This window comes from Lapillicoccus sp. (genome assembly GCF_036559105.1).
In the GTDB taxonomy this organism is placed as follows: Bacteria; Actinomycetota; Actinomycetes; order Actinomycetales; family Dermatophilaceae; genus Lapillicoccus.
This window is the reverse complement of the sequence record NZ_DATBTV010000069.1, coordinates 1-15,476: the sequence shown is the minus strand read 5'-3', so window position 1 is coordinate 15,476 and position 15,476 is coordinate 1. Positions and strand designations below refer to the sequence as shown.

Genomic DNA, 15,476 nt, shown 5'->3' with positions numbered 1-15,476 from the left:
CCGGGCCGGAAGTGATTGACCCTTCTATGAGCCCGGTCATCGATGCCCTCCGCCAGTCCCAGCAGCGTTTCGCCTCGGTCGTCAGCCCGCTAGGCGACACCGCGGTCCGCGACCGCTCCTACGACGACGAGTGGAGCATCGCCGACGTCGCCTCCCACCTGGGCAGCCAGGCCGAGATCTTCAACCTCTTCCTCGACGCCGGCATCGACGGGGCCGAGCCCCCGGACCACGACGCGTTCCTCGCGATCTGGGACCGCTGGAACGCCAAGCCGCCGGCGGAACAGGTCGCCGACAGTGTCGCCGCCAACGAGAGCCTCGTGGCGCGCATCGAGGGCATTCCGGTCGACGAGCGGGACGCGTTCGCCGTGGAGATGTTCGGCGCGACCCGTGATCTCGACGGGCTGGCCGCGATGCGGCTCAGTGAGCACGCCGTCCACACGTGGGACATCGCCGTCGCGCTGGACCCCGAAGCCACGGTGTCACCGGAGGCCGTCGACCTCATCGTCGACACCCTCCCAGCCACCGCGAGCCGGGCCGCCAAGGCGGGGGCGGGAGCGACTCCCGTCGTCGTCGCCACCACCGAGCCGGCCAGGACCTACCGCGTCACCTTCGAGCCGGACCTGTCGGTGCAGCTGGTCGACGGCGTGGCCGCCGCCGACCTGACCCTCCCGGCCGAGGCCTTCGTCCGGCTGGTCTACGGCCGGCTCGACCCCTCGCACACCCCGTCGTCGGTCTCCGGCGACGCTGAGCGGCTGCGCGACCTCCGGAAGGCCTTCCCCGGGTTCTGAGCCGGGTCGTGACCCGGCTCAGCGGTGGTTGAGCTCGACGTAGTCGCGCTCGGTCGCGCCGGTGTAGACCTGGCGCGGCCGGCCGATCTTGGTCTCCGGGTCCTCGATCATCTCGCGCCACTGGGCGATCCAGCCCGGCAGCCGGCCGATGGCGAAGAGCACCGTGAACATCTTGTTGGGGAAGCCCATCGCCTTGTAGATCAGGCCGGTGTAAAAGTCGACGTTGGGGTAGAGCTTGCGCTCGATGAAGTAGTCGTCGGACAGCGCGATGCCCTCGAGCTGCTTGGCGATGTCGAGCATCTCGTCGTCGCCGCCGAGCTTGCTGATGATCTCGTCGGCCGTCTCCTTGATGATCGCCGCGCGGGGGTCGTAGTTCTTGTAGACCCGGTGCCCGAAGCCCATCAGACGGACGCCGTCCTCCTTGTTCTTCACCTTCTTCATGAAGGTGTCGACGTCGTAGTCGGCGTTCTGGATCTTCTCCAGCATCTCCAGCACAGCCTGGTTGGCGCCTCCGTGCAGCGGACCGAAGAGGGCGTTGATACCGGCCGAGACGCTGGCGAACATGTTGGCCTGAGCCGATCCGACCAGCCGAACGGTCGACGTCGAGCAGTTCTGCTCGTGGTCGGCGTGGAGGATCAGCAGGAGGTCGAGCGCCTTGACGATGGTCGGGTCGATCTCGTAGGGCTCGGCCGGGAACCCGAACGTCATCCGCAGGAAGTTCTCGGTGAGCGACAGCGAGTTGTCGGGGTAGAGGAACGGCTGCCCGACGGACTTCTTGTGCGCGTATGCGGCGATGGTCGGCAGCTTCGCGAGCAGCCGAACGGTGGAGAGCTCGACCTGCTCCTTGTTGAAGGGGTCGAGGCTGTCCTGGTAGAAGGTCGACAGCGCCGACACCGCCGACGAGAGGACCGGCATCGGGTGGGCGTCACGAGGGAACCCGGAGAAGAACGCCTTGAGGTCCTCGTGCAGCATCGTGTGCCGGCGGATCCGGTCCTCGAAGTCCGCCAGCTGGCTCTGGCTCGGCAGCTCGCCGTAGATGAGCAGGTAGGACACCTCGACGAACGAGGACTTCTGCGCGAGCTGCTCGATCGGGTACCCGCGGTAGCGCAGGATGCCCGCGTCACCGTCGATGTAGGTGATGGCGCTCTTGCACGACGCGGTGTTGACGAAGCCGGCGTCGTAGGTGACCGTGCCGGTGTCCTTGAGCAGCGCCGAGATCCCCAACGCGTCGGCACCGTCGGTGGCGTGGACAGCAGGCAGGGTCAGGCTCTTGTCCTCGACGGTGAGCTTGGCCTCGGCAACGTGCGTGCTCATCTGGGTTCCTCCTCGGCCGGCCCGCAGGGTGGGCCGGCGTGTTGGCTCTCGACGCTACCGCAGAGCAGCGAGCGACCTGTATGCGGCGTCCACCTTCCCGGGCGTCCCGCGACCGGACTCAGATGGTTACCCGTTTCGGCGACCGAACTCAGATGTTCCCCCGGTTTTCGAGCTTGGCCGTCCCGAACCGATGAACATCTGAGTCCGGTCGCGGAAGAGCGGTCGGCCTGGGCTGGGCCTCACCAGCGGGAGGCGGCCGCCTCGATCCGCTCGTCGGTCGCCGTCAACGCCACCCGGACGTGCTGCGCCCCCGCCGCGCCGTAGAACGTCCCCGGCGCCACGAGCACCCCGCGGTCGGCCAGCCACGCGACGCTCGCCCACGCGTCCTCCCCCCTCGTCGACCACAGGTAGAGCCCGGCCTCGGACGCGTCGATCCGGAACCCGGCCCGCTCCAACGTCTCACGCAGCGAGGTCCGGCGGCCCGCATACCGCTGCTTCTGTGCGGCGACGTGGGCGTCGTCGCCGAGGGCTGCGAGCATCGCGCGCTGGACCGGCCACGGGACGATCATCCCCGCGTGCTTGCGCACCTCGAGGAGCCGGCGCACCAGCGCCACGTCCCCGCCGACGAAAGCCGCGCGGTACCCAGCGAGGTTCGACTGCTTGGACAGCGAGTACACGGCAAGCAGACCCTCGTGACTACCGCCGCACACCTGCGGGTCGAGGATGCTCGGGACGGGAGCGTCGGTCCAGCCCAGCTCGGCGTAGCACTCGTCCGAGGCCACCACGACGCCGTTGGCGCGAGCCCAGGCGACCACCTTGGCAAGGTGCGCCGCGCCGAGGACCGCCCCCGTGGGGTTGCTCGGGCTGTTGAGCCATAGCAGCTTCGGTCGGGTGGCCGTGGTCTGCGGGCCGTAGGCCGCGAGTCCGTCGACCACCACGGGTGTCGCCCGGGCCAGACGGGCGCCGACGTCATAGGTGGGGTAGGCGACCGCGGGAATGCCCACCACATCGTCCACGCCGAGGCCGAGCAGGGTCGGCAGCCACGCCACCAGCTCCTTGCTGCCCACGGTCGGCAGCACGCCGTCCGGATCGACGTCAGGAACGCCGCGTCGGCGCGCGAACCAGCCGGCAACGGCCTCCCGCAGGTCGGGTGTGCCCCAGGTCTGCGGGTAACCGGGGGCGTCCGACGCGGCCGTCAACGCCTCGCGGACCATGGCGGGCGTCGGGTCCACCGGGGTGCCCACGGAGAGGTCGACGATCCCGTCAGGGTGCGCCTGCGCGACCTTCTTGTACGGCTCGAGCGTGTCCCAGGGAAAGTCGGGGAGCTCCGCGGCGAGCTGACGGCTCACTCGTCGTGTTCTTGCGGGGGCAGCGCCTCGATGATCGGGTGGTCCTTGGCGATGACGCCCATCTTCGCGGCGCCTCCCGGGCTCCCCAGGTCGTCGAAGAACTCTACGTTGGCCTTGTAGTACTCGGTCCACTGCTCCGGGACGTCGTCCTCGTAGTAGATGGCCTCGACGGGACACACCGGCTCGCAGGCACCGCAGTCGACGCACTCATCCGGGTGGATGTAGAGCGACCGCTCGCCCTCATAGATGCAGTCGACCGGGCACTCCTCGATGCAGGCCTTGTCCTTCAGGTCTACACACGGTTGGGCGATGACGTAGGTCATGGAACTGCAGTCCTCCTGCGCGGCGGATGTTCAGTGCCTAGTATGCCGAGTCGCCACCCTTCTCGGGGTGTCGGGGTCGCGAGGGCGACCGTGCTCATCGCCACATCTCATCGCCACATCGACCGGGGGATCTCCGATGACCGTGCCCGACCGCCCGGAGCAGGTGGGCCGGCGCGTCGTCGTCCGGTACCGACGGCCCGAGGGCTCGCAGCCGCCCCTCACCGACGTCATCGGCGTGGTCACGGCGGTCGACGACCAGGGGCTCACGGTCGAGGCCATCGCCGGGCCGGTGCACGTCCGGCGAGCCGATGTCGTCGTCGTCAAGGCCGTCCCGCCCGCCCCCGTGCGACGGGGCCGTCCGCATACCGCCATCTCGACGTTGGACCTCGAACGGCTGATGGCCGACGGGTGGCGGGCGGTGGAGGAGGAGTGGCTCGGCGACTGGGTGCTGCGCGCATCGTCCGGGTTCACTGGGCGCGGCAACTCCGTTCTCCCGCTGGGCGACTCGGGCTCGTCGATGGAGAGCTCCGTCGAGCACGTCGAGGGGTGGTACGCCGCGCGCGGGCTGCCGTCGCAGGTGCACCTCGACCTGCCGCCGAGCCGCAACGCCGCCGACGACCCTCTCGGGATGCTCCTGGTCGAGCGGGAGTACCGCGAGGTCACGCCGACCGTCGTCATGACGGCGGCGTCGTCCGACATCGACCCCTTGACCGACAGCGCCGCGGCCGTCCACGTCTCGGCGTCGCTCGAGCCGGCGTGGCTGGCGACCTACGCGAAGCAGCGGAGCACCCTGCCGGGCGTCACCGAGCAGCTCCTCACGGGGTCGCCCGGGCAGCTGTTCCTCTCGACCGCCGACCGGACGGGCGCCCTCACCGCGGTCGCCCGGATGTCGGTCCATCCCGGGTGGGGCGGCCTCCAGGCCCTCTGGGTGGACCCGGCACTGCGCGGACGCGGGCTGGGCCGCACCGTCGTCCACGCCGCGGGTCTGCTGGCCCGACAACGGCGCATGCCGTCGATGTACCTGCAGGTGGAGGCCGAGAACGAGGTCGCGATCGGGCTGTACGAGTCCGAGGGTTTTCGTCCGCACCACCGTTACGCCTACCTGCGTCGCGGCTAACCCCGGCATACCGCGGGCGCCGCTGACGCCGAGCCGCGTCGGTGGTCACCCGTCGGGTCACGTCCCGGTCATGTCACGCCGGTCGTCGTGATCACGAGCCGCCGAGGTGACGTGACGCGCGGCACGACTCATGACCTCGCTCTGACCTGAGGGGCGAGCGGTGCCCGGGCCTCGCCGCGAGCGCCGCTCGCCAGAGGTGCATCGTGGCGTAGGAGCGGAACGGCGACCAGCGCTCGGACTTCGCCAGGTCGGCGCCGAGCACGTCGGCCCCCTGACGGGCGACGAGGTCCGTCGTGAGCAGTACGTCGGTGTCGTGCGCGAGCCGCATCGCGACATAGGCGGCGGTCCACGGGCCTATCCCGCGCAGCCCGAGGAGGTCGGCGCGCAGCGTGTCGGGGTCGCGGCCCGCCGACAGGTCGAGAGATCCGTTCGCGACCACGGCCGCGGCCGCCACCACGGCCTCCACCCGCGCGCGCGGTCCGGCGAGCACCTCACGGCCCCGCTCCGCGACCACACCCGCGGACGGGACGAGCCGCCAGTCGTCCGTGCCCTCGACCGGCTCGCCCAGGGCCGCCACCAACCGGGACAGGTGGGTCCGCGCGGCGGCGAGCGAGATCTGCTGCCCCACCATGGTCCGCAGCAGCAGCTCCCAGCCGTCGAGGGCCCCCGGTACCCGCACGCCGGGAGCCGCCCCCACCGCCGGCGCCAGCGCCGGGTCCTCGGTGAGGTGGTCGGCGATCCCGGCCGCGTCCGCGTCGAGGTCGAGCAGCGACCGGATGCGGGTCAGCAGCTCCGGCGCCGGGCGGCCGGAACGCTCCGACGTCACGACCACCTCGCCGGTCCGGGAGCCGAAGTCCAGCACCACGACGTCCGGACCGTCCGGCGTCCGGACGGCACCCGCATACCGGCCGTTCTCGTACCGCTCGGCACCCGCGACCGCGTGGGCCGAGAGGTACCACGTCATCCAGGCCAGGTCGTACGGCGGCGGCAGCGCCAGCCGCTCGGAGCCCACGTCAGCCCGTCTCAGCGCACTCAGGCCAGGGTGTCGTAACGGCCGCGGTAGTACACCAGGGCGTCGCCGGCGTGGTCGCTGATCTCGACCGAGACGACGCGCCCGACGACGATGGTGTGGTCGCCTCCGGGATAGGCGTCCGTCGTCTCGCACTCCAGCGTGGACAGCGAGTCGTCGAGAAGGGCCACCCCGGTCACCCCCCGATGGGTGGGGACGCGCTCCAGCTGGCCGTGCAGCGGCCGGCCGCGAGTCGCCAGCCAGTCGGCCGTGGCCCGCGCCGTGGCCGGCAGGATGCTGACGCCCCAGAGGCCGCTCTCGACGATCGCGTCGTGGAACCGGGCCTCGCGCTCGACGCAGACCAGGACCAGCAGCGGCTCCAAGGACACCGACGCGAGCGCGTTGGCGGTCATCGCGTGGTCGGTCGTGCCGAGGCGGCTGGTGACGATGGTGACGCCGGTGGCGAGGCGCCCGACCGCCAGCCGGTAGACGTCGGACGACGGCTCCCGGTAGGGCTCGAGATGCGCGGCGCTCACGACGCCACCGCGACGTCGTCGCGCACCTGGGTCACCAGGCGGTGCACGAACGCCATCTTCTCCAGCACCCGAGGGGACAGCGCGAAGGGGTACAGGTCGCGGTGCCCCATCGAACGGTTCACCATGTTGAGCGCCCACGCCAACGGGATCCAGAGCTCCACGAGCCGGGTGAAACCGCCCGGCCCGTTCATCGGGCTGGCCGCCGTCGAGCCCGCGGGCGCGAAGCCGAAGGCGGCCGCGGTGTCGACGGTGTCACGGACGTGCAGGTAGTGGGCGAAAGTTTCGGCCCAGTCCTCGGCGGCGTGCATCGTCGCGTAGGAGGAGACGTAGTCCGACTCCCATCCGCCCGGAACCCCCTGCGAGTAGTGACGGTCCAGCGCGGCCTGGTAGCTCGCTCCCGGGTCGCCGAACCGGATCCGGAACTCCTGCTGCTCAGCGACGTCCTCGACGAGGACGGCGTAGTAGTAGTGCCCGATCTCGTGCCGGAAGTGGCCGAGCAGGGTGCGGTAGGGCTCGTCCATCGAGATGCGCAGCTGCTCCCGGTGCACGTCGTCACCCTCGGCGAGGTCGAGGGTGATGACCCCCGAGTCGTGGCCGGTGGTCACGGCGACCTGGTGGCTCGAGAGCAGGTCGAACGCGAGTCCCTTGTCGGGGTCCGCGCGCCGGTCGGTGATCGGTAGGCCCAGCTCGACCAGCTCGACGACGAGCCGCCGTTTCGCCCGCTCCGCCGCCACGAACGCCGGCATCTCCGGGTCGCCGTCGGCCGGCCGCGTACGCGTCAGCGAGCAGGACCGACAGAGGGTTCCCGTGGTGGCGACGACCCAGTTGCAGCCGGCGGTGTCGAGGTTCGCGCACATGGTGCGCGACGACTCGCCCGCCACGGTGCCGTCCCGGTCGACCACGATGAAGTCGAGCAGGTCGAGGTCGAAGCCGACACCGTTCGAGCAGGCGAGGCAGACCGAGTTCTCGAACGCCAGCCGCTGGCCGCAGTGAGGGCAGGCGAAGTCACGCACAACGTCCGAGCCTAGCGAGCGGGGAGCAGGCCGCTCTCGACGGTCCCGCTCGCGATCCGCTCGCCCGTCGCCGGGTCGACCCGGATGAACGCCTCACGGCCGGCCAGCCGCGCGGCAAGGTCGTTGGTCAGCGCGTAGTACCCACCGGGCCACACCCGCAGCTGCGTCCGGTGCGCGTCGAGGGCGTCGATCTGAGCGGGGAGGTGCACCGGGTCGACAACCACGTGGGTGACGAGGTCGTCGGCCACCGTCGAGGAGATCATCGGGTCGTCGTCCGCGGGGTAGGCGAGTCCGAGACCCGGTGGCACGTGCTCCCGCAGCCAACGGCGGTCGGGGAGCACCCAGGACCGCAGGGTGTGGATGTGGAAGGCGTATGCGGGTCGCTCGCCGGCCCCCAGCTGCCGCAGCGCCGCCATCGTCACCCGGTGGGTCTGCACGTGGTCGGGGTGCTCGTAACCCCCGGTCGAGTCGTAGGTGACGACGACGTCCGGACGCAGGGCACGCAGGTGGTCCGCCACCAGGGAGCCGACCGCCTCGACGTCCGCTGCCCCGAACGCGCGAGGGTGTTCGGCCGAGGGCATACCCACCATGCCGGTGTCCCGGAAACGGGACAGCCGTCCGGCGGCCTCGTCCGCTCCGAGAACAGCGTGGTGCACGCCCAGGCGGCGCATCGCCTCACGCACCTCGCCGAGCCGGAACGGACCCAGCGGGTCGCCCTGCGCGCCCTGTAGGTGGGCCAGCTCCGGTGGGACGACCTCGCCCTCCTCACCAAGGGTGCAGGTGAGGACGTGCACCTCGTCGCCCAGGGCGACGTGATGGGCCATCGTGATGCCGCACGTCAGGGTCTCGTCGTCCGGGTGGGCGTGGACGAACAGCAGCCGACTCATTGCCCGGGACTGGTGTGCGGGCGGCCTCAGACGATCTGGCGCTCTTCGGGGAAGTGACAGGCCACTCGGTGGCCCGGAGCCTTCTCGACCGGAAGCGGAACCTCGTCGGCGCACTTCTGCTGCGCCTTGGGGCACCGGGTCCGGAACACGCAGCCGCTCGGCGGGTTCTGCGGTGACGGCAGGTCGCCCTTGAGGAGGATGCGGTCCTTCATGGCCTCCTTGTTCGGGTCCGGGGTGGGGACCGCGGAGAGGAGGGCGTGGGTGTAGGGGTGCAGCGGGTGCTCGTAGAGCGTGTCGCGCGGCGCCTCCTCCATGACCTTCCCGAGGTACATCACGACGACACGGTCGGAGATGTGCCGGACCACGGACAGGTCGTGGGCGATGAAGACATAAGCGAGGTTCTGCTCGTTCTGGATCTCCTCGAGCAGGTTGATGACCTGAGCCTGGATCGACACGTCGAGGGCCGACACCGGCTCGTCGCAGACGATGAGCTGCGGCTTCAGGGCGATGGCCCGTGCGACGCCGATGCGCTGGCGCTGGCCACCGGAGAACTCGTGGGGGTAGCGGTTGTAGTGCTCCGGGTTGAGCCCGACGCGCTCCATGAGGCCCTGGACGGTCTTCCGGGTTCCGCCCTCGGGCTTGATGCCCTGGATGTCGAAGGGAGCGGCGATGATCGACCCGATCGTCTGCCGGGGGTTCAGGGAGCCGTAGGGGTCCTGGAAGACCATCTGCATCTCACGACGTAGCTTGCGCAGCTTGTCGCCGCTGATGTGCGTGATGTCGTTGCCGGCGAACTCGATGGTTCCGCCGGTCGGCTCGAGCAGCCGCAACAGGGTGCGGCCCGCCGTCGACTTGCCACAGCCGGACTCCCCCACCAGTCCGACGGTCTCCCCGGGCCACAGGCTGAGGTCGATCCCGTCGACGGCCTTGACGGGGGCGTCCACATGCTTGATGAGCGTCTGGCGGTACTGCGGGAAGTGCTTCTGCAGCCCGGTGATCCTCAAGAGCGGCGGGCCGGTGAAAGCCGAGCTCTCGACGATCCGGCCGGTGTCGGCGTCGCGGACGATGACCACCTCGTCGACGTCGACCGGAGCCGTGCCCTGGGAGTCGTCGGGCGTCGTCGCCTCGGTGAACTCCTCGGTGGTGGCATCGGCCGGAAGGCTGTGCGGAGCGTCGTCCGCGACCTCCTGCGACACCCGCGCGGCCTCGAGCTCGGCGCTCGGCGTCACCCGCTCGTCAGGGTGCTCGGCGAGCCGAGCCCGCTCCTCCGCCGCCTCCTCGGGGGTCAGCTCATTGTCGTCCGCGCCCTCCGGGGTCGGGCGGGGCGAGAAGCGGCTGTCTTTCTCAGCCTGCTCCGTGTCGTCGTAGGGCCCGGGGGTCGCGCCGAGGATGTTGCCCTCGCGGCGGTCCTCGCGTTGCTCCGGGTTGTCGGCCTCGTTGTCGTAGCTGCTCATAGGGTCCTCCTCAGAGCCGCGGCTTGACGTCGGTCTCGTAGAGCTCGCGCCGTCGCGGCGGGGGGATGTGGCACCGCACCAAGTGCTCGCCGCCGGCGTCGTCCAGCCCAGGAACCTTGGTCTTGCAGTCGTCGTCGGGCACCTCAGAGCGGTACCCGCAGCGCGGGTGGAACGCACAGCCGGACGGCACGTTGATGAGTGAAGGCGGGTTGCCCGGGATCGGGTCGAGACGCTCCTTGCGCACCCGGTCGAGGCGCGGCATCGACGTCAGCAGGCCCCACGCATACGGGTGCTCCGGGGTGTAGAAGACCTGGTCGACCGTGCCGTGCTCGACGGCCTTGCCGCCGTACATGACGAGGATCTCGTCGGCCATCTCCGCAACGACGCCGAGGTCGTGGGTGATCATGATGATCGCCGAGCCGAACTCCTGCTGCAGGTCGCGCATGAGGTCGAGGATCTGCGCCTGGACGGTCACGTCCAGGGCGGTCGTCGGCTCGTCGGCGATGAGCAGCGACGGGTCGTTGGCCAGGGCCATGGCGATCATCGCGCGTTGGCGCATACCACCGGAGAACTCGTGCGGGTACTGGTCGTACCGCTTCTTGGGGTTCGGGATGCCGACGCGGCCGAGCAGGTCGATGGTGCGGTTCTTGGCCGCGGCCTTGGACATGTCGGAGTGGTGCACCCGGATGCCCTCGACGATCTGCGTGCCCACCGTGTAGTACGGGTGCAGCGCCGACAGCGGGTCCTGGAAGATCATCGCCATCTTGTTGCCGCGCAGGTTGCGCAGGCGCTCGGTGCTGACCGTCATGAGGTCCTCGCCGTCGAGGAAGATCGACCCCGACGTCTTGGCCCGGCTGCGGCGGTGCAGGCCGAGGATGGCCTGGCTGGTCACCGACTTGCCCGAGCCGGACTCCCCCACGATCCCGATGGTCTGACCTCGGTCCAGCGTGAAGCTCAGGCCGTCGACCGCCTTGACCACGCCGTCGTCGGTCGGGAAGTGGACCTTGACGTCCCGCAGCTCCAGGTACCCCGCGGCGGTTGCCGCGGAGCCGGATGCGGGGGCTTGTTCGGTTGTCGTCGCGTCGCGCACTGCCATGGTGGTGCTCTCCTTCGACCCTGGGTGTCGGCCGGCGGTCAGATGCTGGGGGGTCCGCTGGGTTGCGGTCCGTCAGGACAGTCTTACCCGGGGGTCGATCACACCGTAGAGCACGTCGACCACGAGATTCGCGATGACGATGAAGAACGACGCCACGACGACGACGGCGACGATGATCGGCAGATCGCTGTTCTGGATCGCTTGGATGGATTGCCATCCCAGCCCGGTGAAGTTGAAGACCTGCTCACTGATGATCGCACCGCCGAGGAGGCCTCCGAGGTCGAGGCCCGCGGCGGTGACGATCGGCGTCAGGGCGGCGCGCAGGCCGTGCCGACGGATGACCGTCGTCTCCTTGACACCCTTGGCGCGCGCGGTGCGGATGTAGTCCTCGGACATGGTCTCGAGCATGTATGCCCGGGTCAGCCGGACATAGCTGGCGGCGAAGACGGCGGCGAGGGCGAGCGCGGGCAGGACCAGGCCCTGCGCCCACAGTGCCGGGTTCTCGGTCAGTGGTGTGTAGACCGGTAGGGGCCACAGCTGCCACTTGATGGACACGAAGGTCAGCAGGAGCACGCCGATGAAGAAGCTCGGCACCGAGTAGCCGACGAGCGCCAGACCGACGAGGAATCGGTCCGGCCATCGCCCTCGGTTGAGCGCGGCGATGATGCCGAAGAGGACGCCCGTGACGATCCAGAGGATGAAGGCGGCGATGGCGATGGACGCGGTGATCGGCAGGGACTCCTTGACGATGTCGGTCACGCACTTGGTCTTGACCGTGGAGTAGCCGAGCGAGGGTGCGTCGCAGTGCGTGACCAGCTGCGGAGTTTTCGCCTTGACCTCGGGGTTGTCCGGATAGTCGCGTCCGACGAAGAGACCCTGGATGAACTTGAGCCACTGCACCGGCACGGGGTCGTTGTAGCCCATCTTGATCCGGTTGCCCTCGATGACCGCAGGGGTGCAGCTCTTGCCACACGTCAGGGAGGCGGGGTCGATGGGGGAGGCGAAGAAGATGAGGAACGTCGTGGCGCTGATGACGAGGAGCATGACGACGACGGAGATCAGCCGTCGGACGATGTAGAAGAACATGGCGCAGACCCGGTGGGGCCACTCACCTGCCTCTCAGAGACGTTCCGTGTCTACGCGATGCCGGGCGGGAGAAGCAACTCCCCCGCCCGGCACGGCGTGTGGTGTCAGCAGTGTCGTGCCGCCGAACCGTGCGGGTGGGCCGGAGCCCACCCGCACGGTCCTAGGTCACTTGACCGAGATGGTGGCGAGGTCGAGGTAGCCGCCGAACTGTGCGTTCACCTGGGCACCCTTGACGCCGGAGCCGTTGACGAAGGTGAACTTCTGGCTGACCAGCGGGATGACACCGCCATCCTTGCTGATCTGCTGGTCGGTGTCGCCCCAGGCCTTCTCGCGGGCGTCGGACTCCGGGATGAGGTAGGCAGCGTCGAACGCCTTGTTGACGGCGTCGCTGTTGTACCAGCCGTAGTCCTGGTTGGAGCTCGTCGGCGTCAGGTTGACGCGACCGTCGAACAGCGGCGGGAGCACCGTCGAGCCGGACGGCCAGTCAGCACCCCAGCTGGCGTAGAACGCGTCACGGTTCTTGAACGAGACGTTCGAGATCTGACGGTAGTAGCCGGTGCTGGCCACGCCCTCGAGCGTCACGTTGAAGCCGGCCTGGTCCCACGTCTGCTTGAGCGCCGCGAAGGAGGCGTCACGCGTGGCGGTCTTCCGGTACGCGACCGTGATGTTGATCGGGAGCGTCTTGCCTGCGTCCTGCAGGACCTTCTTCGCCGCGACCGGGTCACCCGCAGTGGGCGCACCGAACGGGTTGAAGTCCTTGTTGTAGCACTTCATGACCGGGTTGCACATCATGTAGGTCGGCGTCATGACCTGCTTGCCGCCGTTGGCTGTGACGTAGGCGTCACGGTTGGTCGCCATCGCGAAGGCCTGACGCACCTTCGGGTCCTTCATGACCTCGGAGGTGACGTTCGGCTGCACGTAGTCGACGTAAGGGGCGTCGGTGTTGATCGTGCGGCCGGCCGCGGACGGGTTGGACGCGATCTGCGGGAGGGCAGCCGGGGGGGCCGTCGTCCAGGTGATGGCCGTCTTGTCCTCGCCACCGTCGGCGATCAGCCGCTGGTAGACCTGCTCGCTCTGGATCCCCTCGACGTCGACGATCTTGTCGGGGTAGGCCTTGCGGACCTTGTCCGTGCTCTCGTCCCAGTTCGGGTTGCGGACCCACGTGCCACCCTTGTTCGGGTCGAACGTGCCTTCGAGCATGTAGGGACCGTTGCTGAAGACGTCGAACAGGGACTTGTCACCCTTGTCCTTGTCCTTGCGGAACGGCGAGTACGCCGCGAGCGACGCCGTGGCGACGTTGAAGTCCGCCCACGGGGTGCTGAAGTGCAGCGTCAGGGTCTGGCCGTCACACGTGATCGCCTTGTCGAACAGGTCCTGCCCGGTGCCCTTGTAGGGGCCCTTGTAGGCGGACGAGCCGTCGGCGTCCTTCGGCACGTCGAGGTACTGAAGGATGTAGGTCGGGCCGTTGGAGATCACGTCGGTCGCGAAGGTCCGCGACATCCCGTACTTGACGTCGTCGCAGGTGACCTTCTGGCCGTCCTGCCACTTGGCGGTGTCGACGAGAGTGAACTTCCACGTCTTGCCACCGTCGGACACCTGACCGGTGTCGGTCGCGAGGTCGGGGACCAGCTTGCTGTCCGCACCCACCGAGTAGGTGACGAGGCTGCGGGCGTACGCGCGGGAGGCGAACTCGATGTCCGCACCGACGTAGCTCGCCTGCGGGTCCAGGCCGTTGTGTGGGCCGAGGTTCAGGGTGTAAAGCGTCCCGCCCTTCTGAGGTGCGGCCGCAGCGCTCGACGTCGCGGATCCACCGCCACCTCCCGAGCTACTGCACGCCGCCGCCGCGAGGGCAACGACCGCGCCAAGGGCGAGACCGGTCGCGCCCTTCCTGGTGCGCATCATGTGTTCTCCTTGTGTGCACTTTCCACCACGAACGGCGTGATGGACCTTCCCGAGACGATTGCCACGGGCTGAACATCGTGACCCGGGTCGGTCACGATGCGGACTGAGGTCGGTGATACCGCAGCGTCACCGACGTGGGGGGACACCGTCACGAGCGTCCCGACTTGGGGTCGAGCGCGTCGCGCAGGCCGTCACCGAGCAGGTTGAACGCCAGCACGACGAAGAACACGGCCAGACCGGGGAAGAGGAAGTACGCGGGGTCCGGCAGCGCGTAGTTCACGGACGCGTTGAGCAGCGACCCCAGCGATGCGGCCGGCGGGTTCAGGCCGACGCCGAGGAAGCCGAGCGTCGCCTCGGCAGCGATGTTGGCCGGCATGATGAGCGTCGAGAAGACGAGGATCGGCGCCCAGAGATGGGGGAGCAGCTCCTTGAAGTAGAGCCGCCCGCGCTTGGCACCCAAGGACTGGGCCGCCTCGATGAACTCGCGCTCGCGCAGGGACAGGACCTGACCGCGGATGATGCGGGCGATCTGCGGGAAGCCGAAGAAGCCGAGCACGACGACCATGAAGACCAGCTTGGGTGGTGCAGCGCTGGCCGACTGGCCCATGGCGTCGGCGATCAGCTGGACGAGGATCAGCTGCAGGGAGAGCAGCATCAGGGTGCTCGGGAAGCTGAGCACGAGGTCCATGAACCGGCTGATCCACCAGTCGGTGCGGCCGCGGGCGAAGCCGGCGATGATCCCGAGGATGACTCCGATGAGCAGCGAGATCATCGTCGCGAGAATGGCCACTGTGAGTGAGGTCGTCAGCCCGGTGAGGATGCGGGCGAAGATGTCGCGACCGGTGCCCGGCTCGACCCCGAGCCAGTGCTCCAAGCTCATCCCCCCGCCGAAGCCCTCGGGCAGCGACCCGAGGCCGGTGACGAGGTCGGGGTGGTTGAGGTCGGGGTCGATGATGCCGAAATGAGCCAGGAGGGGCGAGAGGATGGCGAGGAGGATCATGAGCGACGAGGCGATCAGCGCCACCATGGTGACCTTGTCGCGCTTCAGGCGGCCCCAGACGATCTGCCACGGGGTACGTCCCTTGATGGCGACGGCCCCGTCGATGGCGGCGGTCTCCGCCGCTTCCAGGATCGCGCCGGTGTCTTCCTGACCCGTACCCGGGGCAATCGTCATCCGTCGTCCTCACTGGTGGGGGCCTGGGGCGGATCCCTCGGCAGTCCCGCGGCCGCCTGGTGAACACCTCCTGAACGTCGAAACCATAGTCCAGCCCGTCCACCTACCGAAACGAGAACGCAATACGTCGCCGGATCGTGACCGAACCATGGCGTCCCTGGGACGTTTCTGTGAGGAGGTCGTACGAGGGTGGCCCCGGGGGCCGGTGGGGATGGCGTCGTCAGCGGGTGACGGTGATGCTCGCAAGGTCAGGGAGACCCCCGAGAAGAGCGCTCACTCGATAGGCCTGGATGCCGGTTCCGCGCAGCAGTACGCGCTGCCGCTCGGCCAGGGGGACCACGTCGCCGGCCGTCGTCAGGGTGGCGTCGAGGTCGCCCCACGCCCGGTTGCGGGACGTGGTGTCGGACGTTCCCTCGGCCTCCGCCGCC

15 protein-coding genes are annotated in these 15,476 nt (G+C 69.2%); 2 read left to right on the top strand and 13 right to left on the bottom strand.

Annotated features, from left to right (window positions below; genetic code table 11):
* The first annotated feature begins 26 nt into the window (after positions 1 to 26).
* The gene (locus tag VIG79_RS08975) at positions 27 to 788 is read left to right on the top strand and encodes a maleylpyruvate isomerase family mycothiol-dependent enzyme (RefSeq protein WP_331884742.1); all 762 of its coding nucleotides are present in this window, start codon (positions 27 to 29) and stop codon (positions 786 to 788) included.
* A gap of 18 nt (positions 789 to 806) precedes the next feature.
* Here VIG79_RS08975 and VIG79_RS08970 read toward each other — a convergent pair whose 3' ends face one another.
* The 3 genes from VIG79_RS08970 to fdxA all read right to left on the bottom strand — a co-directional run bounded on the left by VIG79_RS08970 (position 807) and on the right by fdxA (position 3,774).
* The gene (locus VIG79_RS08970; protein ID WP_331884740.1) at positions 807 to 2,102 is read right to left on the bottom strand and encodes a citrate synthase; all 1,296 of its coding nucleotides are present in this window, start codon (positions 2,100 to 2,102) and stop codon (positions 807 to 809) included.
* Between the two features lie 239 nt (positions 2,103 to 2,341).
* Positions 2,342 to 3,451, bottom strand: a complete 1,110-nt coding sequence (dapC, locus tag VIG79_RS08965) for a succinyldiaminopimelate transaminase (protein WP_331884738.1) — start codon at positions 3,449 to 3,451, stop codon at positions 2,342 to 2,344.
* Positions 3,448 to 3,774 (bottom strand): ferredoxin, encoded by a 327-nt coding sequence (gene fdxA / locus VIG79_RS08960; RefSeq protein ID WP_331884736.1) that lies wholly within the window; start codon positions 3,772 to 3,774, stop codon positions 3,448 to 3,450. Before fdxA ends, dapC begins: the two co-directional genes overlap by 4 nt.
* A gap of 136 nt (positions 3,775 to 3,910) precedes the next feature.
* Here fdxA and VIG79_RS08955 point away from each other — a divergent pair, with 136 nt between their 5' ends.
* Positions 3,911 to 4,891 (top strand): GNAT family N-acetyltransferase, encoded by a 981-nt coding sequence (locus VIG79_RS08955; RefSeq protein WP_331884734.1) that lies wholly within the window; start codon positions 3,911 to 3,913, stop codon positions 4,889 to 4,891.
* 91 nt (positions 4,892 to 4,982) lie between these two features.
* Here the strand turns inward: VIG79_RS08955 and VIG79_RS08950 are convergent, their stop codons facing one another.
* The 10 genes from VIG79_RS08950 to VIG79_RS08905 all read right to left on the bottom strand — a co-directional run.
* The gene (locus VIG79_RS08950) at positions 4,983 to 5,903 is read right to left on the bottom strand and encodes a DNA-3-methyladenine glycosylase family protein (RefSeq protein ID WP_331884732.1); all 921 of its coding nucleotides are present in this window, start codon (positions 5,901 to 5,903) and stop codon (positions 4,983 to 4,985) included.
* 20 nt (positions 5,904 to 5,923) lie between these two features.
* Positions 5,924 to 6,436, bottom strand: coding sequence for a flavin reductase family protein (locus tag VIG79_RS08945; protein ID WP_331884730.1), 513 nt, complete (start codon positions 6,434 to 6,436; stop codon positions 5,924 to 5,926).
* A complete protein-coding gene (locus VIG79_RS08940) occupies positions 6,433 to 7,449 on the bottom strand; it encodes a zinc-binding metallopeptidase family protein (protein WP_331884728.1) in 1,017 nt (338 codons plus the stop codon). The genes VIG79_RS08945 and VIG79_RS08940 overlap by 4 nt, the downstream gene beginning before the upstream one ends.
* 11 nt (positions 7,450 to 7,460) lie before the next feature.
* Positions 7,461 to 8,336 (bottom strand): N-acetyl-1-D-myo-inositol-2-amino-2-deoxy-alpha-D-glucopyranoside deacetylase, encoded by an 876-nt coding sequence (gene mshB / locus VIG79_RS08935; RefSeq protein WP_331884726.1) that lies wholly within the window; start codon positions 8,334 to 8,336, stop codon positions 7,461 to 7,463.
* A gap of 26 nt (positions 8,337 to 8,362) precedes the next feature.
* Positions 8,363 to 9,790: an oligopeptide/dipeptide ABC transporter ATP-binding protein gene (locus VIG79_RS08930; protein WP_331884724.1), complete on the bottom strand. Its 1,428-nt coding sequence runs from the start codon at positions 9,788 to 9,790 to the stop codon at positions 8,363 to 8,365.
* 10 nt (positions 9,791 to 9,800) lie between these two features.
* Positions 9,801 to 10,886: an ABC transporter ATP-binding protein gene (locus tag VIG79_RS08925; protein ID WP_331884722.1), complete on the bottom strand. Its 1,086-nt coding sequence runs from the start codon at positions 10,884 to 10,886 to the stop codon at positions 9,801 to 9,803.
* Between the two features lie 72 nt (positions 10,887 to 10,958).
* On the bottom strand, positions 10,959 to 11,972 hold the full coding sequence (locus VIG79_RS08920) for an ABC transporter permease (protein WP_331884720.1): 1,014 nt from the start codon (positions 11,970 to 11,972) through the stop codon (positions 10,959 to 10,961).
* 165 nt (positions 11,973 to 12,137) lie between these two features.
* Entirely contained in the window at positions 12,138 to 13,874 is a 1,737-nt protein-coding gene (locus VIG79_RS08915; protein ID WP_331884718.1) for an ABC transporter substrate-binding protein, read from the bottom strand.
* A 148-nt stretch (positions 13,875 to 14,022) separates the two neighbouring features.
* On the bottom strand, positions 14,023 to 15,048 hold the full coding sequence (locus tag VIG79_RS08910; protein WP_331884716.1) for an ABC transporter permease: 1,026 nt from the start codon (positions 15,046 to 15,048) through the stop codon (positions 14,023 to 14,025).
* A gap of 220 nt (positions 15,049 to 15,268) precedes the next feature.
* Positions 15,269 to 15,476 (bottom strand): hypothetical protein (locus VIG79_RS08905; protein WP_331884714.1); only part of this gene is annotated, 208 nt, incomplete at its 5' end.